The organism is Streptomyces sp. NPDC026575 (genome assembly GCF_055567415.1).
Window position 1 is genome coordinate 403,642 of the sequence record NZ_JBVHQM010000003.1, and the last position, 26,594, is coordinate 430,235.

Here is a 26,594-nt window from a genome sequence, read left to right on the forward strand (position 1 = left end):
GGCCATTTGCCATCCGGGGGGCGGAGTGCGTATGGTGGTAGATCGTTTGATCCCATTTGCCCGGCGCCAGAACAGAAGCGCGCCGCGTGGCGCGTTCTCTCCCTTGCCGTGGCTGACCGCATTGAGGCGGTCGTTGTGAAACACACGGAGTTTGGGCGCGTGCCGAGACTCCGGAAGGTTTCGCATTTCGCATGTCCATTTCCACTGAGCAGTCCGTCATGCCCGCGTTCGATGAGCACGACGAGCAGACGGCCCCCGAGGTGACCGAGCCGGCCGAGTCCGCCGCCGACACCGAGACCGACACCGTCACCTTCGCCGACCTCGGACTGCCCGAGGGCGTCGTCCGCAAGCTGGCCCAGAACGGCGTCACCACCCCCTTCCCGATCCAGGCAGCGACCATCCCGGACGCCCTGGCCGGCAAGGACATCCTCGGCCGCGGCCGCACCGGCTCCGGCAAGACCCTCTCCTTCGGTCTGCCCACCCTGGCCCGGCTGGCCGACGGCCGCACCGAGAAGAAGAAGCCGCGCGCCGTCATCCTCACCCCGACCCGTGAGCTGGCCATGCAGGTCGCGGACGCCCTCCAGCCCTACGGCGACGTCCTCGGCCTGAAGATGAAGGTCGTCTGCGGCGGTACGTCCATGGGCAACCAGATCTACGCCCTGGAGCGCGGTGTCGACATCCTCGTCGCCACCCCGGGCCGGCTGCGCGACATCATCAACCGCGGCGCCTGCTCCCTTGAGGACGTCCAGGTCGCGGTCCTCGACGAGGCCGACCAGATGTCCGACCTGGGCTTCCTGCCCGAGGTCACCGAGCTGCTCGACCAGGTGCCGGCCGGCGGTCAGCGGATGCTCTTCTCCGCCACGATGGAGAACGAGATCGGCACGCTGGTCAAGCGCTACCTGAGCAACCCGGTCAGCCACGAGGTCGACAGCGCCCAGGGCAACGTCACGACCATGACCCACCACGTGCTGGTCGTGAAGCCGAAGGACAAGGCGCCGGTCACCGCCGCCATCGCCGCCCGCAAGGGCCGCACGATCATCTTCGTCCGCACCCAGCTGGGCGCGGACCGCATCGCCGAGCAGCTGGTCGAGTCCGGCGTGAAGGCGGACGCGCTGCACGGCGGTATGACGCAGGGCGCCCGCACCCGGGTCCTGGCGGACTTCAAGGACGGCTACGTCAACGCGCTGGTCGCCACCGACGTCGCCGCCCGCGGTATCCACGTCGACGGCATCGACCTGGTGCTGAACGTCGACCCGGCCGGCGACCACAAGGACTACCTGCACCGCTCCGGCCGTACGGCCCGCGCGGGCCAGTCCGGCACCGTGGTCTCCCTCTCCCTGCCGCACCAGCGCCGCCAGATCTTCCGCCTGATGGAGGACGCCGGTGTGGACGCCTCGCGGCACATCGTCGGCGGCTCCGGCGCCTTCGACGAGGACGTCGCCCGGATCACCGGCGCCCGCTCGCTCACCGAGGTCCAGGCCGACGGCGCCAACAACGCCGCCAAGCAGGCCGAGCGCGAGGTGGCCGAGCTCACCCGTGAGCTGGAGCGGCTGCAGCGCCGCGCCACCGAGCTGCGCGAGGAGGCCGACCGGCTGACCGCGCGGGCCGCCCGTGAGCGCGGCGAGGACCCGGCCGAGGCGCTGGCCGCCGCCGCCGAGACCGCCGAGGCCGAGGCCGCCGCCGCGGCCGAGGTGCCGGCCCAGGCCACCGCGCCGGACGAGCGCCGTCCGGCCGCCCGTGACGAGCGGGGCAACTTCGAGCGCCGCGACCGTCGTGACGACCGCTCCGGTGGCCGTTCCTTCGACCGTGACCGTCGTGACGACCGCTCCGGTGGCCGCTCGTTCGACCGTGACCGCCGTGACGACCGAGGTGGCTTCAACCGCGACCGGCGTGACGACCGTGGTGGCCGTTCCTTCGACCGCGACCGTCGTGACGACCGCTCCGGTGGCCGTTCCTTCGACCGTGACCGTCGTGACGACCGCTCCGGTGGCCGCTCGTTCGACCGTGACCGCCGTGACGACCGGGGCGGCTTCAACCGCGACCGCCGTGACGACCGTGGTGGCCGTTCCTTCGACCGTGACCGTCGTGACGACCGCGGCGGCTTCAACCGCGACCGCGGCGAGCGCCCCAGCCGCCCGTTCAACCGTGACGACCGCTCCGGCGGCCGCCCGTCCTCCGGTGGCTACCGCTCCGGTGGCGGCGACCGTCCGTTCAACCGTGACGACCGCTCCGGCGGCCGCCCGGCCTCCGGTGGCTACCGCTCCGGTGGCGGCGACCGCCCGTACGGCCGCCGGGACGACCACCGCGGCGCCACGACCGGTTCCTTCGGCCGCCGCGAGGACAAGCCGCGCTGGAAGCGCAACGGCTGATCGCCGGCGCTGACCGGCAGGGCGGCGTCCCGCGCTGACCCACCGCACGAACAGGGCCCGTACGCACGCAAGTGCCGTACGGGCCCTGCGCGTTGTGCGGGTCAGACGCCCGGACGCCCGGCTCGAAGTCGGGTCTTTGGCGCACTCATGACCGGTCCGATCCCTAATGCCTTCGGGCTGTGGCCGATCCTCGGGCTATGCTGCTCGGTGCGGGCCATTAGCTCAATTGGCAGAGCAGTGGACTTTTAATCCATTGGTTCAGGGTTCGAGCCCCTGATGGCCCACCGAATCCATCCCGCAGCAAGCTCTCCGACCTGCGGTTCAGCGCCTCGACCGGCAATCGCCGGCCGGGGCGCGTCGCTTTTCCCTGGCGCGGGCGCGCGCGAGGGTGGGGCGGGCGCAGGCGTGGGCGGACGGCCCGGCAGGCGGGGCGTCAGATGTCGGGCGGGCGCGGGGAACGAGCCCCTGGGGGCGTCCCCGAGGGTGTGGCGAGGGTGTGGTCAGAGGCGGCGTACCCGGCCGGCGATCAGATGTCCGGCGAGGAGGTAGATCGCGCCGGGCAGCGCGTAATTGAGGACGACGCGCAGGGCTTCGGTGTCCATGGTGAAGATGTCCCGCGCCCACCAGGAGAGCGCGTCGGCCACGCCTCGCACGAACTGGACGAAGACGCTGGCCTGGTTCGCGTCGAGCAGGTAGAGCAGGATCCACAACCCCAGGAATCCGGCGGCGATGTCGGCGAGGGTGTGGATGATCAGGGCTGCCCGCCGTGCGGCGGCGCCGCCACGGCCGCCGCTGTAGTGGTCGCCCACAGGCATGGATTCGGATCGGTGGCTCATGGGAGTCGCAATCCGGCGCACGCTGCGCCTCGACGGCAGGGAGGTGCGACCACGGCCAGGGTGGCCACCCCCCACAGGAGTCACCCTGGCCGTGAGTGCACTCGGGAGCGTCGCGCGCACCCGTATGCAGTTCAGCGCCGCGGGGCGCCGTCGCGTTACCCGGCCGATCGGTACGTCCCCTGTGTGCGGACATATGCGCTCTACCGGGAGGTGACTTCCGTACGGACGCCCGCGGCCAGGCCGGTGTCGTCAGCGGTCGGCGGTGACGGTGACCGGGGCGTCGTTCTTCAGCTCGGCCACCAGCTGCCTGACCTTCGGCCGGTCCCACTGGAGGTTGCCGCCGACGCTGCCGGAGATCGGCATGTTCATGGACTTGCCGTCGCCGCCGGAGACGTCCTTCATGGCGAGGAACATCGTGCCGAGCAGGTAGGGGTTCATGTCCTTGTCGACGACGAGGGTGTCCAGGCCCGCGCTCGTGACCGGGTAGAGCCTGAACGGGTTGAGGAGGGTGCTGGGGGCGGCCACCTGGCTCGCGAGCGTCGAGAGGAACTTCTGCTGGTTCTTGGTGCGGTCCAGGTCGCTGCCGGCGAACGCGTGCCGGGTGCGGACGTACGCGAGCGCCTGGGCGCCGTCGAGGCTCTGCACGCCGGGCTGGAAGTCGGCTCCCGACCACTTGTCCTTGAAGCCCTTGCCGAGGTTCATCTGGACGCCTCCCATGGCGTCGACGATGTCGGCGAAGCCGGTGAAGCCGATCTCGGCGTAGTGGTCGATGTGCAGCCCGGTGTTGTACTCGACCGTGCGGACCAGCAGCTGCGGACCGTCGTAGGCGTAGGAGGCGTTGAGCTTGTTCGCGCCCATGGGGGCCCTGATCTTGCCGGACTCCGAGCCGCGGAACTTCGGGATGGTCACGTTCGAGTCGCGCGGCAGGGAGATCAGCGTCGGGCCGCCCGCGCCGACGTGCAGGATCATCATCGAGTCCGTCCGCTGCCCGGCCTCCGCGCTGCCGCCGGTGTGCAGGCTCTTGCGCCGGGCCGCCGACATGCCCTTGCGGCTGTCCGAGCCGACGATCAGGTAGTTGGTGCCCTCGCCTGCGGCCGGGCGGTCGATGACCTTGCCGAGATCGACTTCCTTGCGCAGTTCGGAGTCCGCCCAGAAATACGTGCCGACCCCCACCAGGAGCAGGAGGACGAGGAGGGATATCAGAAAGCGCTTGGCCTTGCCGCCGCGGCGCGGGGAAGGCTCGTAGTCGTACGGATCATCCTCTTCGTAGTGGGGCGGCACTCCGAGCCGCTGGGCGGGGATGGCATGGGCGGAATTCGGGGGGCGTGCGGCATGTGCGCCCTCATACGGTTCCTGGAAGTCGGCGTACCTGCCGTGGGGTCTGTGATTCATGCCCGGCAGTGTGCATTCCCCGGCGACCTCGAATGCAAAGTGAGGTAGGGGCTCCGGGAAGAATGTGTCCGATCTGATGCACAGCGGCCGAGGGGGCCGGCTGCAATGTCCTGCCAAATACGTAAGGGAGGCGACTGAACGGTCAGTCGCGGTCGAGGGCATCGAATTCGGACATGCTGAATTCGATGCCCTTGCTCCCGGCTCGGCGCGGCATCGCCCGGCCCGGGCGGGCGCCGGCCTCGGTGCTCAGGGGGCAGGTGCGGGCGGTCTGCGCCCCTGAGCCCGGCACCAGCGCGGTCAGAGGCGGCGCAGCCAGGCGGCTGTGCCATGACCGACCGCGAGGTAGATCAGTGCGGGGAGGGCGTAGTCGAAGAAGACCCGCAGCCCTTCCGGCTCCATGATGAAGATGTCCTGCGACCAGCCGGCGAGCCAGTCGGCCACACCGCGCACGAAGTCGACGAAGACGTTCGCCTGATTCGCTTCGAGCAGATACAGCAAGATCCACAGCCCGAGGAATACCGCGGCGATATCCGCGAGGCTGTGAATGATCAAGGCGAGTCGGTCCGCGCCGATGCCTCGCCGGTTTCCTCCCCCACTCCTCCTGGAGTGGGTGGCGGCGTCCGGAACCGCGTTGTACGGGGCGGCCGGTGCGGGGTCGTAGTACGAGGGCGGGGGTGAATTTCTGCGCGGCGGGGCGGGCGGACCAGTAATGGGCAGCGGGGCCGTATCACCGCCATTCGGCGAGTGTGATCCGCCGTGGTAGGGAGAGTTTGGAATGGAGCCGTATGGGCGATTTCGCGGTATGCCGTCATTGGGGTAACTCATGGTTCCGCACATTGCCCATCAAGCGATTCCGAAACTCCCTTCACCGCTGTTTCACATTGCTGCCGTGGGGCCGCCACCGCGCAGTCGGCCGGCCGATGACGACCGGCACTACCCCCTGCGGCGCGGCGGGCGAAAGTGTCACACGCGGCGGCTGCCTCGCAGGGGAGGGCGGCGCCCCGGCCGTCAAGGCGACCGGCGACTTCGTGGACGTGCGGTAACCCCCACGCCCGGCCGCGCCGTTCCAGCGGCGCGCGCGTCTGTACGGTGTCCCCGCCCAGACGCCCCTGGCTCCACGGGAGAGCCAGGGGCGTATCCCGGGTGGCCTTCAGCACCGCTTCCCCTGCGGGCACACCGGCGTGGTCATCGCCTGGAAGACGCCGGTGTCGGGCGGGCCGGGCCAGGCGACGTCGGGCTTGTTGCCGCCGTCCTGGTGGTAGGGCGTCACCCACAGGCTGAGTTCGAGCACGTCGCCGCCCACTACCGCGAGGTACTCGTGCAGCGTCGTGGGCCGGGGCGTGTCCTTGCCGAGGACGATGGTCGCGGCCACATGCCGGGAGTCCTGCGTGGTGTAGGTCACCGAGGTGTGCGCGGACCCGCACGCCCTCAGTTCCTTCACCAGGCCCCCGAACAGCGCGGACGCCTTCCGTTCCCCGTCCTGCATGTGTGCGGCGATGGTCTCCTGGGCCAGCCAGTTCTGGTCCCCGTCGTTCTCGCCCGGCCGGGCCTTCTCCGTCCACGCGGCGCGTGCCAGGGAGTCCGTCCCGGGCGTGCGCCGCGCTCCGCAGTGCTCCTCGAAGAGGAACTTCTCGCCGTCGGCGACGCGGGCCGAGGTGTCCAGCATCGGCCAGTGGTACGACGCGTTCATCGGGATGGAGCCGGACTCCATCCACTGGTGGAGGCGGTCGTCCGGGTCGTCCGGGTCACGGCCGGCGGCCGGCGACGAGGACGCGTCCGGGCGGGTGGTGGGCCCGGCCCCGGCCGTCTTTCCGGCGGCCGGGACCGACGGCGCACCCGGAGCCGACGGACCCGAGGCGGACGGGCTCGGGTCGGACGGGCTCGTGGCGGACGACGGCCGGGTGCCGTCGGCGTGTGGGCCGTCGTCGGCGCCACCGCAGGCCGTCAGCGAACCGACGGAGAGGACCAGGACCAGGGGCGCGGCGAGCAGCCGGCCGATGCGGGACGGGGCGGTGGTGGTCTCGGGCATGGTTCTCCCCGCTCACCAGGCCGGCTTGCGGTCGTGGCCGTAGCGGAACGGGCCCGCGGGGTGGTCCTCGAAGTGCAGGTGCGGACCGGTGACGTTGCCGGTGGAGCCGACCCGGCCGAGCCGCTGGCCCGCCTTGACCCGCTGGCCGGGGTGGACGTCGCGCCAGGACAGGTGGCAGTAGACGTAGACGCGGCCGTTGTCCGCCTGGAGGCCGATCCAGTTGCCGTAGGCACCGCCCCGGGCGTCCGACCACTTGACGGTGCCGTTCCGGACGGCGACGACCGGCGTTCGCTCCGGCGCCGCGTAGTCGTCCCCGGTGTGATACCCCGTCTGGTACCGGGCGTTCGGCACGCCGTAGGCATAGTTGATGCCGTGCCCCGGCACCGGTGAGCCGACCCGGCCGCCCCCCGAGCCCGAGTCGCCCTCGCGCACCTTGAAGCCGTACTCGGCCCCGAGCTTCTTGAGGGACGTCCTCCCGGGCACGCCGTCGGCCGCGCTGCCGGTGAAACCGAGGTGGCGCTGCCACTTGGCGTACGCCTCCTTCGTGCGCGGGCCGAAGGTTCCCGGGGCGGACGAGTAGTCCAGGCCCACGGCCTTCTCCAACGCCTCCTGCACCGTCAGGACGCTGCCGTTCCGCGCGCCGGGACGGACCTCGGACAGGGACACCACTTCAGCTCGCTGCACGCTCGGCTCTCCCGTGAACAACTCGGCCACACTGCCGGCCACACTGTCGAATATCTCTCCGATGCCGGGCATGATCAGTAGCCCTTCGGAGGCCGGCTCGGGTCGAACTGCTGGACCCGGCCTGCGAGGTTGGAACCGTCGCGGTACACGCCGTACCTGACCATCACGTAGTTCATGGCCGCGCAGATGTTGGCCACACCGTCGTAGATGTTGTGCGAGGTCCCGGGCTGGTGGTTCTCGGCGAAGGTCTCCGGCATGACCTGCAGCAGGCCGCGCGTGCAGCTCTGCGGATGTCCGTCGCTCTGCTCGGGCCCGTGGGCGTTGGCGTCGTAGGTGTTCACCGCGTTGAAGCGGTAGGTCGACTCCCGCTTGGCCGCGGTCATGATGCCCTCCACCCAGTGGGTCTCGGGGACCTTGAGGATGTGGCATGCCTCCTTCGCCGCCCGCGACGCGCTCCCGTCCGGTACGTGCTTGTACTCCACCGAGTCGAGGGGGACGGCGATGCGCCCGGTGCCCGGCTTGCCGTCGTCGTCCCGCTTGCGGTCGAAGTAGCTCAGCTCCCGCACCCGGAACGCGTGCCGCTTGCCGAGCTCGACGAGCGAGTGGCGGCCGAAGACCCCGTCCGCGTCCGCGCCGGTGAAGCCGAGCTCGCGCTGGAACGCGGCCACCGCGGCCTTGGTCCGGGGGCCGAACGTCCCCGGTGCCGAGCTGTAGTCGAGCCCCACCTCCGCCTTCAGCGCGGCCTGCACGACCCGCACCGAGACGTTCCGCGCCCCGTAGACGACCTCGGAAGCCTTCACCGAGAGGTCCTCGTGGGGGAGCCGGTGCCCGTGCCAGCGCCACTCCTTGCGCGCCGCACCGCCCCGGTGGTCGTGCGGATCGGCGGTCGGCGGGCACTCGTCGCCGGGGAACTTGGGCGCGAAGTACCCGACGATGCCGGCGCTCTTGCGCTCGGTCTTGTGCGCGTACACGCCCTTGCCCTGGTTGGCGTCCGTGGCGCCCGCTTCTACGGTGTTGCCGCCCTTGGTGTACACGTACGTCTCGTCGAAGCCGACCACGAGCTCCGTGTGACCACCGTTGTGGAGGTTGACCCACGCCCCGACCGACGGGTACTCGGACCACTGGTCACGCTGCTTGGCCCAGTCGGTGAACCCGTTGACGTTGGCGATGTGCGGCACGAACTCTTCCAGGCCCGTGTCGGCGTACATGTCCCAGTCGAACATGACGCACCACGGCTCACCGTCCATGCCGTACTGCTTCCCGAACCGCGTCCGGTTGTTGTACTCCCCGTCCACGTTCGTCTCGTAGACGCCCTCCTTGATGCTCTGGATGTGATCGACCAGCTTTCGCCACTTCGGCGTCGTCATTACCGTTCCACCATCTGAAATAGTCGGCTTTCGCGGGTGCGTTTCCGCCCCTTGTGAAGCGGAAAGCCGCGACTGGACATATGACGGGGGAAGGGATGTGAAGCGGCCCCGGCGGGCGAAGTCCCTTATGCCGTCGGGAAGTTCGCCGCCTGCTGCGCACGCGACAGTCGCGGACGCGACCGCCTTCGTCTCCTCCGTTGACGAAGACGCTCCGTTCTCCGCGAGCCCGGTGCCGTCCGGAACGACACGTCCCGGCGCACCACCGGACGTTGCCGACGTGCGCACTCAGATCCCCCGTCGTGCCGGCTCGACGCAGCTTCTCGACGAACCGGCGTCCCTCAAGAGTCCGGGAATCCGGCGGGGTTGTCGTTGGCGCCTGGTGCACAGGTTTTCTTAACCGGGAGTCGACTCCCCGGCAGCCGGTGCACGGTGCCGGTAGTCCTTCGGCGGAGTGCCGTACGCCTTGCGGAAGGCGCGGCTGAAGTCGGCCGCGCAGGAGAAGCCCCGGCGGCTGGCGATGGCGTGGATGGGGGTGGCGTGCAGCGCCGGGTCGGTGAGGTCGCGGCAGGCCGCCTCCAGCCGCCTGAGGCGTATCCAGGAGACGACGGTGGCCTCTTCGTGCTGGAAGAGGCGGTGCAGATAGCTGACGGAGATGTGGTGGGCGGCGGCGATCACGGCCGGGGAGAGGCCGGGGTCGTGCAGATGCTCCTGGACGAAGCGCTTGATGCTCAGCGTCAGGGTCCGCCGCCGGGTGTCCGGCGGGAGGGCGCTGTCGGTTTCGAGGGCGTGGGCGAAGAGCGCGGTGACCAGGTCGGTCAGGACCGTGCCCAGCCGGGGGCCGTCGGAGGGCTGGTACGGGCTGGTGTCCGCGCTCAGCCGGAGGAGGAACTGCGCCAGCAGCGCGCCGATCCCCGACCGGGTCGTCATGCGCCGCGGGACCGTGCGACGGGCCCCGCCGCGCGGCAGGGGCAGCAGCGCCTTGGGGATCTCCGCGCCCACCGTGGTGACCGGGGCCCTGCCGCCGCGGATCTCCCACGGCAGCGAGGAATCGTTGATGACCAGGTCGGACGGCCGGTAGACGACCTCGTGGCCGTCCCACCGGCCCGCTCCCGTCCCGCCCACGACGAAGGAGAGGTGGTAGAGCTCCGGGTCGGACTGCCGGATCAGCCGCGGGGTGCGCCGCATCACCACCTGCGGGATCGTGGCCGGCCACACGGACACCGCGCCGAGGTCCAGCACGCGCTGGGTGGCCCGGAAGTCGTCGGCGTGGTCGCTGCTCAGATGTATCGGAGCATGGGTCTGCTCCAGACGCTCCGCCCAGTAGGACAGCCGGTCCGCCGCCGGCACGTCCTCACTCCGGAAAACCGTCTCGTTCAACATGTCTCCCCCTTCAAGCTGCCCGCCCAGGGGGATGATCACGGACAGGGATAAGCGTCTGATGAACGTCGACGCCGAGGCCCGGCCCATGACCCGTCCGGCCCCCGACGGCTCGCCGCACGGCCTGGCACCGGCAACCCTTGGGGAGTCGAGGCGGCCGACACGCCGCTGCTCGTACGGAAGACGGGCGGGAGCGGAAGAGGCCGGTGCGGATGCGGCAGGTCGACGGGCCCCCTACGGGCGACGGGGAGCGGCGGGCGCGCCGTGAGCGGATGCCCCCGCCGGTGCGGCGCCTGGCGCGCTGGCTCCCCGCCCTGCTGATCGCCGCCGGCCTCGCCTTCGACCTGGGGACCCCGCCCAGCTACACCGCCTCCCCCTTCTTCGCCGCCGCGCCCCTGGTCGCGGCGCCGCTGCTGTCGCTGGCCAGCACCGCCCTGGCGGCCGTCGCCGCCATGGCCGGCGAGCTCTGGGGGGTGACGTACCGCAGCACCGCCCCGAACTACCACGAGTCGATGACGGAGCTCGCCACGGTCTTCGTCGTCGCCCTGCTCGCGCTGGGCATCAACCGGGTCGTGCGGACGAGCGATGCCCGTCTGGCGTCCGTACGGGACGTCTCGGAGGCCGCCCAGCGCGCCGTACTGCCGCTGCCGCCCGAGCGGCTGGCCGGGCTCGCGATCGCCGCCCGCTATGTGGGCGCGCGGGCGGACGCCGGGATCGGCGGCGATCTCTACGCGGTGCAGGACACCCCGCACGGCGTGCGGCTGATCGTCGGCGACGTACGCGGCAAGGGCCTGGAGGCGGTGGAGGCCGCGGTGGTCGTCATCGGCGCCTTCCGGGAGGCGGCCGAGCAGGAGGCCACCCTGGAGGCGGTGGCCGGCCGGCTGGAGCGGGCGCTGCAGCGGGAGGGCAGGCGGCGCGGAGGGCTGGACCGGTTCGAGGGGTTCACCACTGCCGTGCTGGCGGAGATCCCCACCAACGGGCGGCCCGTGCTGCGGGTCCTCAACCGGGGCCACCCGGCGCCCCTGATGCTCACCCCGGACGGCGGGCTGCGCGAGCTGGCCCCCGGGGCGCCGGCGCTGCCCCTGGGGATGTGCGAGGTGGCGAGCTGGCCCGACCGCTCGGACGAGACGTTCCTCCCGGCCGGCTCGCTGCTGCTGTTCTTCACCGACGGCATGACCGAGGCCCGCGACTTCCGCGGCCGCTTCTACGACCCCTCGAACCGGCTGCGCGGCCGCCGCTTCCCCGGCCCGGACGCCCTCCTGGACACCCTCGTCGAGGACGTGGCACTGCATACGGGCGGAGCGTCGGCGGACGACATGGCCCTGCTGGCGGTGCAGCGGCCCATGGGGGAGTAGGGGGCGCGGCGCGTAAGGGGCGGGGCCGGTCAGCCTCTTGGCGCCGCCGCTTCCGGCAGCCGGTGCAGGCTCTCGCCGTGCGGGCCGGTGAGCGCGATCGGCCGCCCGTCGAGAGCGAGGGTCAGCCGTCCGTCCTCCGGGCGCCCGGAGCGGTGCTCCGGCGCGGTGATCCACGGCAGGACGGAGTGGTGCTCGTTGGAGATCCAGTGCCCGCCGCCGGGCCGCCCGTCGAGCAGCGACCGCACGAGGCGCGCGAACTCCTCGCGGCGCGCCGGCGGAAGGTAGTTCAGCACGGCGCTGTGGAAGACGACCAGCGTCGCCTCCGGCGGTGCCGCGGCGGCCAGCGCGGGCAGCTCGTCGATCAGATCACCGCGTACGATCCGCGGCCGCGGCGCCGCCCGTACGGCCTCGACGGCGGCGAAGAGCCGCGCCGCGCGCTGCCCCTCGCCCGGCCAGACGAGCGACTGGAGCCAGCGCAGATCGTCCGGTGCGCCGACGGGGTCGAGCGGATTCAGATCGATACCGGCCCGCCAGACGACCTCCGGCAGCCGGCCGGGCAGCTCCTCGGGCGCCCAGTCCGTACGGCAGACGAACTCCACCGGGCCGTCGGGCGCCCCCACCTCGACGGGCCGCGGGGCGCCCGCGGGCAGCCCCTCGTACGAGTCGTACCCGGAGGCGGACTCGTACCGGTAGCGGTAGCTGTCGGGATGCAGGCACAGCCCGGCCGACGCGCCGACCTCCAGCAGCGCCAGCGGCTGCGGCAGCCGGGCGAGCAGCGGCAGCAGCGTGGCACAGCGGGCCGGCTCGTTGGTCTGGGTGGCGCGCTGCATGATCACCGCGCGGACCTCGTCCCAGTGCCGGACCGTCCACTCGCGCCAGCGTCCGTAGGCCGCCTCATCGCGCGGGCCCTGCTCCGCGTGCGGGCCGTCGAGCTGGCGGACGGCGGCGAGCAGGAGGTTCGGCTGCTGCTTGTTGCCGGCCGGCAGCGAACCCGACAGCAGGTCGCAGAACTCCGGGTCCTGGCTGATCCGCGCGGTCAGCTCCGCATGGGCGTCGGACCGTCCCCGCGCCTCCCGCCACGAGAACTCCCGGTAGCGCTCCGCCAGATCCGCCGCCGCGCTCCGGCCGATACCGCCCTTGACGTTTCCGGAGCTCACGGTGTTCCCCGCGCTCTCGACGTTGACGACCATGATCCGACGTTACGCCCTCACGTTCCGTAACCGGCGGGCGCCCCTCCGCATAACGACTGACGCACAATCAGCACGAGATCGTTTAGAGGTGCAGAGTCAACTCGCCCGCTTTGTGGGCATGCTGACCGAAAAAGTCCCTGCCAGATCTCGTGCGGAACGGATAAGGATTCCCGGGAAGGCTTGGAAAACGACCACGTCCTCTATTACTGTCCGATAACGCAGCGCGGTCGTCCCAGCCGTCGCAAGAGGCGGCACCGCGCGCCGACGCCGAATCCCGCACGCGCTTTTCACGCTCCTCCAGCACTTCGAACTGCACCAAGGGAACCGGGGAACCACCACCTTGGGGTGAATCGGGCGCCTCCGCCAGAGTGGCCCGTAGGAGACCTTCCTGCTCCGAACCCGTCAGCTAACCCGGTAGGCGAGAAGGAAGGAAAGGAGTGCGCCCCCGTGGCGTCCAACATGCCTGCCCCCGAGGCTCCGTCCGCATACCGACTCGACCCCCGAGGTGCCTTCGAAGGCCCGGGTGATCCGGACGGCATAGCGGACACAGACGGCGACGGCCCATGGGAGGAGTGGAACCCCACAGAGGAGTCGCTCCGCCCGGTCCGCGGCAAGCACCGGGTGGCCAAGCAGCGCGGCGGCGGACTCGCCCGTAGCGGCACGGTCCTGGGCGTCGGCGTCATCGCGGCGGTCGGCGCGGGGGGCATGGCCACCGCCGAGGACCGTCCGCCGGTCCCGATCTCCATGCCCGACATCGGCGGCATGGCCCACGAGATCTCCGACAGCCTCCCGGACGCCGAAGCCCTGCCGGGGATCGGCGGCCTCATATCCGACTCCGGCGCAGCAGACTCCGGAAGCGACGCCACCGGCCCGCTCACCCAGGCCACCCAGACCGGCACGACCGGTACGGGCGCCAACGCCGGCGAGGCGCTGCGCAGCCGCATCCTCCAGCAGGCCGACGCGCAGCAGGGCGCCGCCGAGGAGCAGGCCCGCGAAGCGGCCGAGGACGCCGCCGTCAAGCAGGCCGCGACGCGAGCGTCCGCAGCCCAGAAGACGGCCCAGGCCGCGGCGGACAAGGCCGCGGCCGCCAAGAAGGCGGCGGAGCTGGAGGCCAAGCGCAAGGCCGAGGAGGCGGCCCGCCGTAAGGCGGAGGCCGAACGGCTGGCCCAACTGGCCAAGAGCTTCATCACCCCCGTCGCCTCCTACACCCTGACCGCCAGCTTCGGGCAGGCCGGCGACCGCTGGGCCGCCGACCACACGGGCCAGGACTTCGCCGCACCGACCGGTACACCCGTCAAGGCGGTGCACTCCGGCACCATCACCCAGGCCGGCTGGGCCGGTTCGTACGGCTACCGCATCGTCCTCACCCTCGACGACGGCACCGAGCTGTGGTTCTGCCATCTGTCCTCGATGGTGCAGACCTCGGGCAAGGTCAACACCGGCGATGTGATCGGCCGCGTCGGCGCCACCGGCAATGTCACCGGCCCCCACCTCCACCTGGAGGTACGCCCCGACGCCGGCAACCCCATAGACCCGATGCCGTGGCTGCGCGATCACGGCGTGAACGTCTGAGGTCTCGGGAAGTTCAGGTCTTCCGAGTGCGGGCCCCGGGGGGAATCCCCGGGGCTTTCCTCATGGCGCCCCAAAGCCTTCGCCCGCATCGGTCGACCTCCCCCCGACTCCCCCTGACTCCCTCCCCTTGACTCCCTCCCCGGGAATAACTTCCCTCCTGTCCACGCTGCAACAACGCATGACCTCGACACATCCCACCCCCCGGAACCGCCGGAACCTCGGCTCGCTCGCCGTCTCCCCACTCGCCCTCGGCGGCAATGTCTTCGGCTGGACGGCCGACGAGGCCGAGTCGTTCGCCGTGCTCGACGCCTATGCGGCAGGCGGTGGCAACTTCATCGACACCGCCGACGCCTATTCGGCCTGGGTGCCCGGCAACAAGGGCGGCGAATCAGAGTCCGTCATCGGCGACTGGCTGGCCTCCCGCCGCAATCGCTCCGAGGTCGTCGTCGCCACCAAGGTCGGTGCCCACCCCGACTACAAGGGCCTGAGCCCGGCCACCATCAAGTCCGCGGTCGACGAATCCCTCACCCGTCTCCGCACCGACTACATCGACCTCTACTACACCCACTACGACGACGAATCGGTCGAGGTCTCGGAGATCATCGGCACGCTCGACGAGCTCGTCCAGGCCGGCAAGGTCCGTGAGATCGGGGCCTCCAACATCTCCGCGCGGCGCCTGGAGGAGTGCCTGGCCTTCTCCGCCCGCGAGGGCGTGGCCCGTTACGTCGCCCTCCAGCCGCACTACAACCTGGTCTCGCGCGACACCTACGAGGGCGAACTCGCCGACCTGGCCGCCCGTGAGGGCGTGGGCACCGTCCCGTACTGGGCCCTCGCCTCCGGCTTCCTCACCGGCAAGTACCGCCCGGGCACCGATGTCGACAGCGCCCGCTCCGCGAAGGCCGGCCAGTACCTCGCCACCGAGCGCGGGCCGCGCGTCCTCCAGGCCCTCGACACCGTCGCCGCCGCGCACCAGGCCGAGGTCGCCACCGTCGCCCTCGCCTGGCTGGCCGCCCGGCCCACCGTCGTCGCGCCGCTCGCCAGCGCCCGCACGGTCGGCCAGCTGGCGCCCCTCCTGGCCGTCGCCGACCTGACGCTCACGGAGTCCGAACTCGCCCTTCTGAACGAGGCTTCGGCCTGATCCACCCACCGCGTGCGCGGGGGCGGGGCGGGGCACGTCCGATGCCCTGCCCCGCCCCCGTACGCGCGCCGGCCGCCGGCCTCACTCACCCCGGCCGGCATCACTCACCCCGCCGGCTTCACTTCCCCCGACGGTCGACCGCGACCCACGACGCCAGCGCGACCCCGCCCGCGACCGCGAACACCGAAGGCCAGGCCCCGATCTTCTTCGCCAGCGGATGCGACCCCACAAAGGCCGCCACATACGCACCGCTCAACGCCGCCGCGGTCTTCGGCCCGGCCTTCTCCTGCCACCCCTTGGCCGCCACAGCTCCGGCGGCGGCGAGCGCCACCCCACCCAGGGGCCGCTTCTTGGTCCACCGGGCCACGCCGTAGCCGCCCAGCAGCCCACTCGCCGCCACCACACTCGTCGGTACGCCGGCCATCACAAACCTCCCGCTCGGGGTCGAATTCCCCGAGCCTACGCGGGGGCGTACCGCGGTGGCCGCGACCGTGCTGTGGAAGACGCACGCCTGCTGCCGTACCTCGTTGCCACAGCCCGGGAGAGGCCGCGCCGGGCAACGGCGTCGCCTCAGTCCTCGCGGCTGGTCACTTCGAGGAGGTGGAACCCGAACTGGGTCTTCACCGGACCCTGGACCGTGCCGACCGGGGCGGAGAAGACGACCTTGTCGAACTCGGGGACCATCTGCCCCGGACCGAACGCACCGAGGTCACCACCCTGGCGCGCCGAGGGGCACGTGGAGTGCTGCTTGGCGAGCTCGGCGAAGTCCGCTCCGGCCTCGATCTGCGTCTTGAGCTCCGACGCCTTGTCGGCGCTGTCCACCAAGATGTGACGTGCGGTTGCCCTAGCCATTTGTTACACCCTTTCGAGTACACATCAATGCCGCCAAGGGGTACGAGCCCGGGACCTTCCAGGTGGTGGCGATCACGGCCCCCACCCGCCACAGGTCCCGCTGCCCTCCCATAGGCCGCCTTCGTAAGTCAGGCTGCACCATCTCACAGACGATCACACCTCGACCGATCAGGCAGGACCTTTCGCTGTGGGCCAGGCGTCCGCCGCCGCGCTCGGGTCGCCGCCCCCGTCCTTCTGCCCCAGCGCGCACGTCAGGGCCGGACGCCCCCACGGCTGGTAGTGCCGCAGGTGTTCCAGGAGGTGCCGCTCGCGGGTGGTGAAGTCGGGGGTGGGGCCGGTGAGGTGGGCGCGGCGGCGGTGGAAGGAGAGGGCGGTGGCGACGGCGGTGTATTCGGTGACGGCGCGGGCGGCGGCGGGGCCCTGGGCGCGGTGGGCCAGGTCGCGGGCCAGGGCGCGGGTCGTCAGGGAGGACAGGGCGGCGGGTTCGGTGGGGGCGAGCCAGCCGGCGGCGATGTACGGGGCGAGGTAGCCGCGCAGGGAGAGGAGTTCCTGGCCGCGGGTCCAGACCGCCAGCCAGGTCAGGGCGAGCAGGACGGGGACCATGAAGAGCCCGTAGACGACCAGGAATCCGAGGTCGCCCAGGGTGGAGGCGGCGTTCCAGATGGCGTGCAGGAGGACGGCGGTCAGCAGGCCCAGGGCGGCGAGGGCGATACGGGCGGCCCGGCGGCGGGGGTAGCGGGTGGCGGCTATGCCGAGGGCGAGGCCCGTGAGGATGGTGAAGAGCGGGTGCGCGAAGGGGGAGACGACGATGCGGACGAAGAAGGTGCCGGCGGTGAGCGAGTCCAGGCCGGAGTGGCCCATGGACTGGTCCTGGCCGAAGGCGTTGCCCAGATAGAGGATGTTCTCGGTGAAGGCGAAGCCGGTGGCGGTGATGCCGGCGATGACGATGCCGTCGGTGATGCCGTCGAAGTCGGTGCGGCGGAAGCGGTAGAGGAGCAGGACGGCGGCGGCCTTGACCAGCTCCTCGATGACCGGCGCGATCACCGTCGCGCCCCATGCCTCGGCCTCGGTGGGGGAGGTGGAGGCGATATTGGCGGCCAACCAGTCGGTGGCGAAGCCGTTGGCCAGCAGCGCGACCAGCGTGGCGGCGCAGGCGCCCCAGGTGAAGGCGAACGCGAGGTTGCGCCAGGGCTCGGGCTCGATGCGGTCGAGCCAGCAGAACGCCGCGACGAGGAGCGGCACGGGGAAGACGGCCAGCCCGAGGCCGACGAGGAAGCCCTCGGTGCCGGTCTCCTGGCGGAGCATGCCGATGATGATCACGCCGGAGAGCGCCAGCAGGGATATCAGCGCGACGGCGCGGATGGTCTTGCTGTGCCAGGGCGGGGTACGGCGGCGCGGGCGGAGGGGCCCCTGTGCGGCGGCCGGGCCCGAGGCGTCGGACCCGTGGGCGTGGGGGCCCGGGGCGTGCGGTGCGTACGGCGGATGGGGTGTGTACGGGGGAGGGGCCGGCGGGCCGTGCGGGTGCGGGGACGGCTGGGACGAGTACACCCGTCGACCCTAACCAGGGAGCTGCGCCTTACTCGCCGAGGCGGCGGAAGAGCAGGTCGTGGACGACATGCCCCTTGTCCAGCCCCTGGCCCTCGAACTTGGTCAGGGGCCGGAAGTCCGGGCGCGGCGCATAGCCGGAGTGGAGGTTCGCCAGCGTCGGCTCCGCGGAGAGGACCTCCAGCATCTGCTCGGCGTACGGCTCCCAGTCGGTCGCGCAGTGGACCAGGGCGCCGGGCCTGAGCCGGGTGGTCGCCAGCGCGATGAACTCCGGCTGGATGAGGCGGCGCTTGTGGTGGCGCTTCTTGGGCCACGGGTCGGGGAAGAAGACGCGCAGGCCGGCGAGGGAGCCGGGGGCGAGCATCTCGCGCAGCAGGATGATCGCGTCGCCGTTGGCCACCCGGATGTTGGACAGGCCGTTCCGCTCCGCGAGACCGAGCAGATTGCCCTGCCCCGGGGTGTGCACATCGCAGCCGAGGATGCCGGTGGCCGGGTCGGCGGCGGCCATCTGCGCCGTGGCCTCCCCCATGCCGAAGCCGATCTCCAGGACGACCGGCAGCCCGCCGAAGAACTCGTCGAGATCGATACGGGAGAGCCCGTCGATGTCCCGCCCCCACTGGGGCCACAGGCGGCGCAGCGCATCGGCCTGGCTGGGCGAGACCCGGCTGCGTCGGGGCTGGAAGGAGCGGATCCGCCGCTCGTGATGCGACCCCGCGGGGTCGGCCGCGGGGCCGGTCCCGTCGGGGAACATGGGCGCACCGCGCCGGGGCGTGGCGGCGGAGACGGCCGTGGCGCCGAGGCCGCGGGCCTCATGAGCGGCGGATGCCTGCGCGGGGGCCTGTGGGGCGCCTGCTTCGGCGGCGCCGGCTTCCAGCGGGGTGGCTTCGGGGGTGACGGGGTTCTCGGACACAGTGTGTCGATTCTACGGATGGTGGCGCGGCGGGCGGGAATCGCCGACGGCGGGGACGCCGGTCACCCCCTCAGCACCCCCAGTGCCCTGCGTGCCACCTCCCTGCCGATGGGCAGGGAGGCCGTGGCGGCGGGGGACGGGGCGTTGAGGACGTGGATCATGCCCGGGGACTCGCTGAAGAGGAAGTCGTCGACGAGGGTGCCGTCGGGCAGGACGGCCTGGGCCCGGACGCCGGTCGGCGAGGGGAGCAGGTCCTCCTCGCGGGCGGCCGGCAGGAGGCGGCGGACCGCGTCGGCGAAGGCGTGCCGCGACAGCGAGCGGTGCAGCTCGCCGGCGCCGTAGCGCCAGTGGCGGCGGGCTATCCGCCAGGAGCCGGGGTAGGCCAGGGTGCCGGCCAGCTCGGTGGGGCGGACCGTGCGCCAGTCGTAGCCCTCGCGGGCCAGGGCGGGGACGGCGTTCGGGCCGATGTGGACGGCGCCGTCGATGCCGCGGGTCAGATGGACGCCCAGGAAGGGGAAGGCGGGGTCGGGGACCGGGTAGACCAGGCCGCGGACGAGGGCGGCGCGCTCCGGGGCGAGGGTGAAGTACTCGCCGCGGAACGGGACGATCCGCATGCCCGGGGCGTCTCCCGCCAGCCGGGCGATCCGGTCGCAGTGCAGCCCGGCGCAGTTGACCAGGGCGCGGGCCCGGTGGACCGTGCCGTCGGCGGTACGGACCGCCACCCGCCCCGGGCGGCGGCCGATCGTGGTCACCTCCGCGCCGTAGACGATCCGGGCGCCGGCGTCCGTGGCGAGCGCGGCGAAGCGGCGGGCGACGGCGCCGAAGTCGCAGACGCCGGTCGTGCCGACATGGATGGCGGCCAGGCCGCGCACCTCGGGTTCGTACTCCGTTATCTGGGCGGGGCCCAGCTCGCGCACCGGCAGGCCGTGCTCGCGGCCGCGCTGGATCAGGCCGTGCAGCCGCGGCAGCTCACTGCGGTCCGTGGCGACGATCAGCTTGCCGGTGACCTCGTGCGCAATGCCGTGTTCGGCGCAGAACTTCACCATCTCCGCCGAGCCCTGGAGGGCGAAGCGCGCCTTGAGCGAGCCGGGTGGATAGTAGATCCCGCTGTGGATCACGCCGCTGTTGCGCCCCGTCTGATGGCGGGCCGGACCGGGCTCCTTCTCCAGGACCACGACACGCGTGCCCGGCGCGGCCCGCGTGATCGCATGGGCCGTAGAGAGCCCGATGATGCCGGCACCGATCACCAGCACATCGCAGTCGTACGCCGCCACTGCACCTCCCCAACCGCATGACCGCAGGCCCGACCGTCGCCGCGGGCCCGCGCATCATTCGCCGACGACGTATCCCATCATGACGGTCGGCACTGACAGCGCGGTTCGGGCCGTGGCGGACGGGCCCGCCCTGCGGCCCGGCCCAGAACACCGGCCCGGCCCGCGCCTGTCCGCCCCCGCGTCCACCGACACCCCCGCTCACCGACGCGCCGCCCTCCACCGTCCCGGCCCTATGCCGGCGCCGCCAGCAGCGGTCGCGCCCGCTCCCGCAGCTCCACCACCCGGGGCTCGTCGCCGTACGGCTCCAGGCGGTGCAGCAGATCGCGGACGTACTCCGTCGTGCGGGCCGAGGAGATCCGGCCGGCCACCTCGACCGCCCGGGTGCCCGCGGCACACGCCGCGTCCAGATTGCCGGACTCCAGTTCGGCCACCGCGGACACCACCAGACGCAGCCCGTGGGAGCGGACGAACTCCTCCGTGGGGCGCGAGAGCGCCTGCTCGGTGAAGCGCCGGACCTGGCGGGGCAGCCGAAGATCCCGGTAGCACTCGGCGGCGTCGGCGGCGAAGCGCTCGTAGGAGTAGAAGTCCAGCCACGACGGGTCGGGATCGCCGCTGCGGGAACGCTCCAGCCAGCCCTCGGACGCCTTCAGCGCCACCTCGCAGGCGCGCGCCTCCCCGGCCTTGGCCTGCGCCCGGGCCTCCACCAGGCGGAAGAAGCTCATGGTGCGGGCCGTGGCCAGGCCGCGGTTGCGCTCCAGGGCGGCCTGGGCCAGGTCGACGCCCTCGTCGGCGAAGCCCCGGTAGGTCGCCTGGAGGGACATCGAGGCGAGTACGTACCCACCCAGGGGGACGTCGGCGGCCGCGCGGGCGAGCCGCAGCGCCTGGATGTAGTAGCGCTGCGCGGCCTCCTGCTGGCCGGTGTCGAAGGCCATCCACCCCGCGAGGCGGGTGAGTTCGGAGGTCGCCCCGAAGAGCGCCCGGCCCACCTCGTCGCTGTACGAGGCGAGGAGCAGCGGCGCCGCGTCCACGCGCAGGCACTCCGGCACCATCGACGAACGCCAGTCCCCGCCGCCGTACTTGGAGTCCCAGCGGCGCGCGTCCTCCGCCGCCTCGCGCAGCTTGCTGACGTCGCTGTGGCCGACGTGCTGCGGAATTCCGCCGTCCCCGGCCGCCGCGGCGTCCTTGTCGCGCGCCTCGGCCGCCTCCCGCGCCACCGAGCTGTCGGCCGGGGATATCAGCCAGCGCGAGGCCGGGGTGGCGTACGCGCTGACGGCGAAGGATCCGGCCAGGCTCTGCCAGATGCCGCCACCGCCGGCCCGCCGTCCGGCCAGATCGAGACGGTAGAGCTCGGTCGCGGAGCGCACCGCGGCGCCCACATCGCGGGGGAACGCCAGGCCGACCTCGGGCGCCGGATCGGCGTCCGCCAGCCCGATCTCGTGCAGCGGCACCGGACGGCCCAGTTTGCTGCCGATGGCGGACGCGATCAGATGGGGCGCGGCGCCCTGGGGCACCATGCCCTTGGAGACCCACCGTGCCACCGACGTCTTGTCATAACGAAGCGTCAGCCCACGCTGCGCACCGAGGTCGTTGACCCGGCGCGCCAGTCCGGCATTGCTGATACCCGCGAGGGCGAGTACGGTGCCGAGCTTTTCGTTCGGCCCGCGTATATCCCTGGACATGCGCACCCCTCGACACACCGACAGCCGCCCCGCTACCCCGGGGCATGCGTCCACCCAGAGTAGTTCGCTGAATCCCGACCGTTAAGAGCCGGTGTCCCGGATGGCGAGATTCATGTTCAAACAGGGGTACGGGAATTGGCATGTGCTCCGGGTACGTGTGCCCGTGCGCCCGTCCGTGCGCGCTGGCCGCCCGTCCCCGGGAGCGCTTCCATGGCTTCTGCGTGGGTCGGCCCGCTGCACTGGATCCAGTGGGCTGGGGGACACCGTCACCTCATTCCCCGCGGGTGACGGTCCGGTCCGGGGGGCGAAGCCCGCCTCCCGGACCGTCGCGCAAGCCGGTCGCCGGCCGGCCGCCCACGGGTTGACGCGACGCCCGAACGTGTCAACTCGACTACAGGCAACGGACTTTGGCCGAAAATCGATGGATGGTGATTTCGCGCCGCGGCGTACTCGGAGCCGCCCCGGGGGCCACACGGGGGGCCTCCCGGGGTTGATGCGACGACGTACGCACCCGGGCCCGGGGCACATCGCTCCGCGGCCGCCCGTCCGCCCCGCGGCCCGCCACCGACCCGCCCATGGCCCGCCGCCGGCCCGCCGATAGCGCGTCCATAACCGCGCGCCTGCCGCGAACTGCTCGTATACGGGCCCGCCTCGGCGCCTCCTGCGCGCCCCCGTCATGGCAGCATGGTCGCCGCAACAGCTTGGCGACAGCGTGGCAATCCGCTGTACGGGGCGGCCCTCGGCCCCGGCGGACGGGGAATCGGGTGGAGGCGGCGATGCGCTGGTTGGTGGGGTGGAGCAGTGCCCCCACGGGATCGTCCGCCACAGGGCCGGCATCGGGCGCGGAGAGCCGCACGGTCCTGCCCGTAGGCGCCCAACTCCTGTGGGGCGACCCGGATCCGCTGTGGGCGGTCGGCGACTGGCGGCCCGACGAGGTCCGCGTCGTACAGGCCGACCCCGAGACCCGGCTCGCCGTGTTCGGCGTCTGCGGGGCCACCGACGACCAGCTGCGGGTCGGCCTCTTCGCGGCGCGCGGGGGCGCACTGCGCCACCTCACCGCCTGGCCCGGCAGCTACACCGCCGTCGTCCAGGTGGGACGGCGGATCACCGTCACCGGCGACCTGGCCGGCGCCCGCCCGGTCTTCCACGCCCCCTGGGCCGGCGGCACCGCATACGCCACCGCCGCCCTCCCGCTCGCCGACCTGATAGAGGCCAGCCTCGACGTCGGGCACCTGGCCGCCCTGCTGGCCTGCCCGGACGCCCCCGAGGCGCTCGGGGCAGGCACGCCCTACGAAGGGGTGCGCAGGATCCCGCCCGGCCACGCCCTGGTGCTGCGCGGCGGCGCCCGCGACATCACCTCCTACGAGCCGACCGCCTCACTCGCCGTCGCCGCCCCCCAACTCGCCCCGGACCAGGCCGTGGACGGCGTCCGCGACGCGCTGGTCGAAGCGGTCCGCGCCCGGCTGGCCGGACCCCGCCACGCGCCCGATCCGGACGGCCTCGACGGCCTCGACCCCGGCCCGGTGCCCGGTATGGGGCCCGCCGAGCGGCGCGCCGCACGGGGCGGGCCGGCCCCCGGCATCGGCGCCGACCTCTCCGGAGGAAGCGCCTCGGGGACCCTGGCCCTCCTGGCCGCCGGCCTCCCCGGCCAGCCCGGACGGCTCAACGGCCACGGCGAGCGCCTGCTGGCCGTCACCTTCAACGACCGTGCCACCAAAGGCGTGCAGGCCCACCGGGACGCCGAACTGGAGCGCGCCCGCAGCATCGCCGACAACCCCAGGCTGCACCATGTCGTCGTCGCGGCCGGCGAAGAGGCCCTCCCGTACGCGGACCTCGAAAGCGGCCCGCTCACGGACGAGCCGGGCCCGTCCCTCACCACCGCGAGCCGCCACCGCCGCCGGCTGCTGGCCGGTAGCGCCGACCACTTCGTCGGACACGGCGCCCGCCAGGTCCTCGACGCCCACCCGGCCCGGCTCGCCGACCTCCTCATGGACCGCCGCCGGCGCCACCTTCTGCGCCCGGTCACCGCGCTGGCCAAGGCGGACGGCCCGTCCGCGCACTCCGTGCTCGTGCCCTTCACCGTCTACCGCGCCGCCCGCAGGCTCGCCCGCACGCCCTACCCGGCCGGTGTCGCCGAGGCCGCGCGGCGCCTGCTGGAGCGGCAGTTCGCCGAGGAGCCGGTGGCCGGCGGGGCGGTGGACGCCTCGCTGGCCGCGCTCGCCTGGTGCCGGCCGGGGCCCGCGGCGCGCTGGCTCACCGGAGAGGCGCTGGCCGAGGTGTCGGTCCGGCTCAGCGACGCGGCGAACCGCTCGTCGGCCGCGGGCCGCCCCGGCGAGCGGCGGGCCCGCGCGGCGCTGGCCCGCCAGGCAGCCGACCACCGCGTCTTCGAGCAGGCCGCCGAGGTCCGCAACCAGCGGCTGCACGCCCCCTTCCTCGACAACCAGGTGGTGCTCGCCTGCCGCGCCCTGCCGGACACCCTGCGGGTGCAGCCGGGGGCGCGGGCGGCCGTACTGCGCTCCGTACTGGCCGGCGCCGGCGTCCGGGACCTGCCGCCCGGATGGGGCGCCACCTCGCACCTCACCCAGGCGGCAGCGGTACGCGCCGGTCTGCGCGGCGCGATCGGCGAGCTGGTGCGGCTCTTCGACGCACCGCTGCTGGCCGATGCGGGGCTGATCGAGGCGCGGGTGGTCCGCAAGGCGCTGCGGGCCGCGGCGGAGGGAGCGCCGCTGCCGCTGGACGGGCTGGCCGAACTGGTCTCCACGGAGCTGTGGTTGCGACGGCTGGTGGCGCGGCGGGGGACGTGCTGGACGGGCGCGGAGGGCGCGCGCCAACGGGCGCTCGCGCAGGGCGTGGTCCCCCGGGCGCGGCTGTCGTGAGGAGGCGGGCTACCGGGCCACCGCCCCGCGGCCCGTTGGCCCCGCCCCGCGGCCCGAAAGTCCGCCGCCCCGCAACGTCCCCTCAACGGCAGCTGACCTGCGACCACGCCTCAACGGCAACTGATCTGCGACTGCGCCCAGTCCCCCACCACCGCCACATCGAGCGGTGACACCGGCTCGGCCACCAGCCGCAGCGTCCTGCGGCCCGCCAACGGGACATGCACCGGCACCGCGGGCTTCCCGCCGCGCACCACCGACGACCGCCACAGCCGCTCCCCGTCCGCGTAGACGGAGAAGCGCAGCGCACCCCGCCCCAGGTTCAGATCGTCGACGCCCACGACGGCGTCATACGCGGTGCACTGGCGGTTCAGGTCGATGGTCACCGAGGACGGCGCATGCACGCTCACACCGTGCCCGTACGTGGTTCCGGCGATCTCCGGGGACTGCCGCTGCCACAGCCAGCCGCTTGCGAAGGTGCGCACCTCCGGTTTGCTGCCGTCGCCCATGAAGTCGTGGTCGAGCGTGTTGAGCGGGTACGCGGTCGGCTCGGGCAGCGGCGGCTTGGGGGAGGGCTTGGGCGGCGTGGGCGTGGGCGTGGGAGTAGGTGTTGGGGTCGGGGTCGGCGTCGGCGTGGGCTTCGGGGACGGCTTCTGCGGCGTCGGCTCCGGCGTCCGCGCGGGGCTCGGCCGGTGCGTCGGGGCCGGCTTCGGGGCCGGTGCGGCACCGGACGCCGGCGGCAGCGGCTTCGGCGGCGCCGGCGAGGGCTTCTGCGGTGCGGCCGGGGCCGGCCGCGGGGGTCCGGCCTGCGGCTGCGGCGCGGGCTGCGGGCTGCCGGTCAGCGTCAGCGCGAGCGCCGCGCCTGCCACCACCACCGCCCCGACCCCGATACCGACCTTCACCGGCGCGCCGAGCCCCTCGCTCAGGGCGGCACCACCGGCACCCCCTGCACCACCCGCACCGGAACCACCGCTTGCGGCCGCGGCCGCCCCGGCACCGGCCGCCGCACCCGCCCCGGCGGCCCCCACCGCCGCGGCGGCCGCCTTGACGGCGTACCCGGCGGCGAACCAGCCGATGACCGCGATCGGCAGCAGCGCACCGATCCGCTGATTGACGTCCGCGACCTCCAGCGCGGCCATCCGGCACCGGCCGCACTCGTCCAGATGCCTGCGCAGCCCCCGCTCGGCCCGCATCCGCAGCCCGCCACGGGCGTATGCGCCGAGCCGGTCGGCGTAGCGGGCGCAGTCCCCGCCGTCCGTCAGCGACCGGCTGACATGCGCCTGGAGGTACGCCTGCCGCAGCCCCTCCCGGGCGCGGTGCGCCAATACGGCGGTGGCGTTCGCGGTCAGCCCGAGCAGCGGAGCGACCTGGCTGGGCGACTCCTCCTCCACCGCGGTGTGCCACAACACCGTCTGATAGCGCTCCGGCAGACTGCGGAACGCCTGTATGGCCATGGACTGCTCGGCCTCGTGCATGGCGCGCACATCCGCGCCCAGATCCAGTGTGTCGTCGTCCCTCGACGAACCGGCCGACGTCACCGCGAACACCGCGAAGTCCTCGACCAGCTGCTCGCGCCGCGAGGTCTTCGCCCAGGAGGCGGCGACCCGCCGGACCGTCGTCAGCAGATACGCGCGCACCGCGGAATCCGGGCCCGCGCCGCCGCGCACGGCCTGGAGCGTACGGGCGAAGACCTCGCCGGTCAGATCCTCCGCGGTGTGCACGTCCCGGCAGCACTGGCGGGCATAGCGCCGGATCGCGTCGGCGTGCCGGCGGTACAGCTCCTCGTACGCGCTGTCGTCACCGGCCCGCATGTCCGCGATCAACTGGACATCGGACGGCGGGAGTTCGCCGTCCTCGGGGTCGGCGGACGAGGCCGCCCGGCCGCCGCCCGGTCGGCGCTGCGGCGGCACGCTGTGGCCGTCGCCCGCCGGACCGCCGGCGCGGTCGTGCCGCTCGGCCGGCCCGGCCGCCGGGGGAGTGGCCCCCAACGGCCCGGTCTGGCCAGGAACCTGCCGCGACGGCGTCGTCCCGCTGTCGCGCTGCTCGTCCCGCCCGTCAACACCCATCGCCGAGGCCCCCGAAGCCGCCGTCACACCCGAATACCGCGCAAGAGTGCCACATCGCACCCCGGCGCCCGAGGGGACGGCCGGCC

20 protein-coding genes, 1 tRNA gene and 1 riboswitch are annotated in these 26,594 nt (G+C 72.9%); of the genes, 6 read left to right on the forward strand and 15 right to left on the reverse strand.

The window, feature by feature from the left end; translation table 11 throughout:
- The first annotated feature begins 191 nt into the window (after positions 1-191).
- Together ACZ4NB_RS06085 and ACZ4NB_RS06090 are read left to right on the forward strand one after the other, a co-directional pair.
- Complete coding sequence (locus ACZ4NB_RS06085; RefSeq protein WP_467658606.1) at positions 192-2,369, forward strand: DEAD/DEAH box helicase; 2,178 nt, start codon at positions 192-194, stop codon at positions 2,367-2,369.
- 211 nt (positions 2,370-2,580) lie between these two features.
- Positions 2,581-2,653, forward strand: a tRNA-Lys gene (locus ACZ4NB_RS06090).
- 216 nt (positions 2,654-2,869) lie between these two features.
- Here the strand turns inward: ACZ4NB_RS06090 and ACZ4NB_RS06095 are convergent.
- From ACZ4NB_RS06095 to ACZ4NB_RS06125, 7 genes are all read right to left on the reverse strand, one after another.
- Positions 2,870-3,205, reverse strand: a complete 336-nt coding sequence (locus tag ACZ4NB_RS06095; protein WP_467658608.1) for a hypothetical protein — start codon at positions 3,203-3,205, stop codon at positions 2,870-2,872.
- A gap of 249 nt (positions 3,206-3,454) precedes the next feature.
- Complete coding sequence (locus ACZ4NB_RS06100) at positions 3,455-4,597, reverse strand: LCP family protein (protein ID WP_467658610.1); 1,143 nt, start codon at positions 4,595-4,597, stop codon at positions 3,455-3,457.
- A 297-nt stretch (positions 4,598-4,894) separates the two neighbouring features.
- Entirely contained in the window at positions 4,895-5,149 is a 255-nt protein-coding gene (locus ACZ4NB_RS06105) for a hypothetical protein (protein WP_467658612.1), read from the reverse strand.
- A 598-nt stretch (positions 5,150-5,747) separates the two neighbouring features.
- Complete coding sequence (locus tag ACZ4NB_RS06110) at positions 5,748-6,626, reverse strand: hypothetical protein (protein WP_467658613.1); 879 nt, start codon at positions 6,624-6,626, stop codon at positions 5,748-5,750.
- A 12-nt stretch (positions 6,627-6,638) separates the two neighbouring features.
- The gene (locus tag ACZ4NB_RS06115) at positions 6,639-7,382 is read right to left on the reverse strand and encodes a peptidoglycan DD-metalloendopeptidase family protein (RefSeq protein ID WP_467658614.1); all 744 of its coding nucleotides are present in this window, start codon (positions 7,380-7,382) and stop codon (positions 6,639-6,641) included.
- A 2-nt stretch (positions 7,383-7,384) separates the two neighbouring features.
- Positions 7,385-8,677 (reverse strand): peptidoglycan-binding protein, encoded by a 1,293-nt coding sequence (locus ACZ4NB_RS06120; RefSeq protein ID WP_467658616.1) that lies wholly within the window; start codon positions 8,675-8,677, stop codon positions 7,385-7,387.
- Between the two features lie 393 nt (positions 8,678-9,070).
- Complete coding sequence (locus tag ACZ4NB_RS06125; RefSeq protein ID WP_467658618.1) at positions 9,071-10,057, reverse strand: AraC-like ligand-binding domain-containing protein; 987 nt, start codon at positions 10,055-10,057, stop codon at positions 9,071-9,073.
- 209 nt (positions 10,058-10,266) lie between these two features.
- On the opposite strand from ACZ4NB_RS06125, the gene ACZ4NB_RS06130 reads away from it, so the two are divergent.
- Positions 10,267-11,409, forward strand: coding sequence for a PP2C family protein-serine/threonine phosphatase (locus ACZ4NB_RS06130; protein ID WP_467658620.1), 1,143 nt, complete (start codon positions 10,267-10,269; stop codon positions 11,407-11,409).
- Positions 11,410-11,438: 29 nt separating this feature from the next.
- Here ACZ4NB_RS06130 and ACZ4NB_RS06135 read toward each other — a convergent pair whose 3' ends face one another.
- Positions 11,439-12,599, reverse strand: coding sequence for a DUF2332 domain-containing protein (locus tag ACZ4NB_RS06135; protein WP_467658622.1), 1,161 nt, complete (start codon positions 12,597-12,599; stop codon positions 11,439-11,441).
- 291 nt (positions 12,600-12,890) lie between these two features.
- Positions 12,891-13,035: riboswitch (cyclic di-AMP (ydaO/yuaA leader) on the forward strand.
- 11 nt (positions 13,036-13,046) lie between these two features.
- Here ACZ4NB_RS06135 and ACZ4NB_RS06140 point away from each other — a divergent pair.
- A complete protein-coding gene (locus tag ACZ4NB_RS06140) occupies positions 13,047-14,171 on the forward strand; it encodes a M23 family metallopeptidase (protein ID WP_467658623.1) in 1,125 nt (374 codons plus the stop codon).
- A 178-nt stretch (positions 14,172-14,349) separates the two neighbouring features.
- Positions 14,350-15,309: an aldo/keto reductase gene (locus ACZ4NB_RS06145; protein ID WP_467658625.1), complete on the forward strand. Its 960-nt coding sequence runs from the start codon at positions 14,350-14,352 to the stop codon at positions 15,307-15,309.
- Positions 15,310-15,427: 118 nt separating this feature from the next.
- On the opposite strand, the gene ACZ4NB_RS06150 is transcribed toward ACZ4NB_RS06145, so the two are convergent.
- The 6 genes from ACZ4NB_RS06150 to ACZ4NB_RS06175 all read right to left on the reverse strand — a co-directional run bounded on the left by ACZ4NB_RS06150 (position 15,428) and on the right by ACZ4NB_RS06175 (position 21,569).
- Positions 15,428-15,733: a hypothetical protein gene (locus ACZ4NB_RS06150; RefSeq protein WP_467658626.1), complete on the reverse strand. Its 306-nt coding sequence runs from the start codon at positions 15,731-15,733 to the stop codon at positions 15,428-15,430.
- A gap of 146 nt (positions 15,734-15,879) precedes the next feature.
- Positions 15,880-16,161 (reverse strand): peptidylprolyl isomerase, encoded by a 282-nt coding sequence (locus tag ACZ4NB_RS06155; RefSeq protein WP_393499112.1) that lies wholly within the window; start codon positions 16,159-16,161, stop codon positions 15,880-15,882.
- A gap of 168 nt (positions 16,162-16,329) precedes the next feature.
- Entirely contained in the window at positions 16,330-17,709 is a 1,380-nt protein-coding gene (locus ACZ4NB_RS06160; protein WP_467658628.1) for a PrsW family intramembrane metalloprotease, read from the reverse strand.
- A 28-nt stretch (positions 17,710-17,737) separates the two neighbouring features.
- The gene (trmB, locus tag ACZ4NB_RS06165; protein ID WP_467658629.1) at positions 17,738-18,616 is read right to left on the reverse strand and encodes a tRNA (guanosine(46)-N7)-methyltransferase TrmB; all 879 of its coding nucleotides are present in this window, start codon (positions 18,614-18,616) and stop codon (positions 17,738-17,740) included.
- Positions 18,617-18,678: 62 nt separating this feature from the next.
- Positions 18,679-19,890 carry an L-2-hydroxyglutarate oxidase gene (gene lhgO, locus ACZ4NB_RS06170; protein ID WP_467658631.1) on the reverse strand — a complete coding sequence of 404 codons (1,212 nt, stop codon included), beginning with the start codon at positions 19,888-19,890 and terminating at the stop codon, positions 18,679-18,681.
- A gap of 230 nt (positions 19,891-20,120) precedes the next feature.
- Positions 20,121-21,569, reverse strand: coding sequence for a hypothetical protein (locus ACZ4NB_RS06175; RefSeq protein WP_030088381.1), 1,449 nt, complete (start codon positions 21,567-21,569; stop codon positions 20,121-20,123).
- A 776-nt stretch (positions 21,570-22,345) separates the two neighbouring features.
- On the opposite strand from ACZ4NB_RS06175, the gene ACZ4NB_RS06180 reads away from it, so the two are divergent.
- Positions 22,346-24,445, forward strand: coding sequence for an asparagine synthase-related protein (locus ACZ4NB_RS06180; RefSeq protein WP_467658633.1), 2,100 nt, complete (start codon positions 22,346-22,348; stop codon positions 24,443-24,445).
- 110 nt (positions 24,446-24,555) lie between these two features.
- Here ACZ4NB_RS06180 and ACZ4NB_RS06185 read toward each other — a convergent pair whose 3' ends face one another.
- Positions 24,556-26,508: a sigma-70 family RNA polymerase sigma factor gene (locus ACZ4NB_RS06185; RefSeq protein ID WP_467658634.1), complete on the reverse strand. Its 1,953-nt coding sequence runs from the start codon at positions 26,506-26,508 to the stop codon at positions 24,556-24,558.
- Between the last annotated feature and the right edge of the window lie 86 nt (positions 26,509-26,594).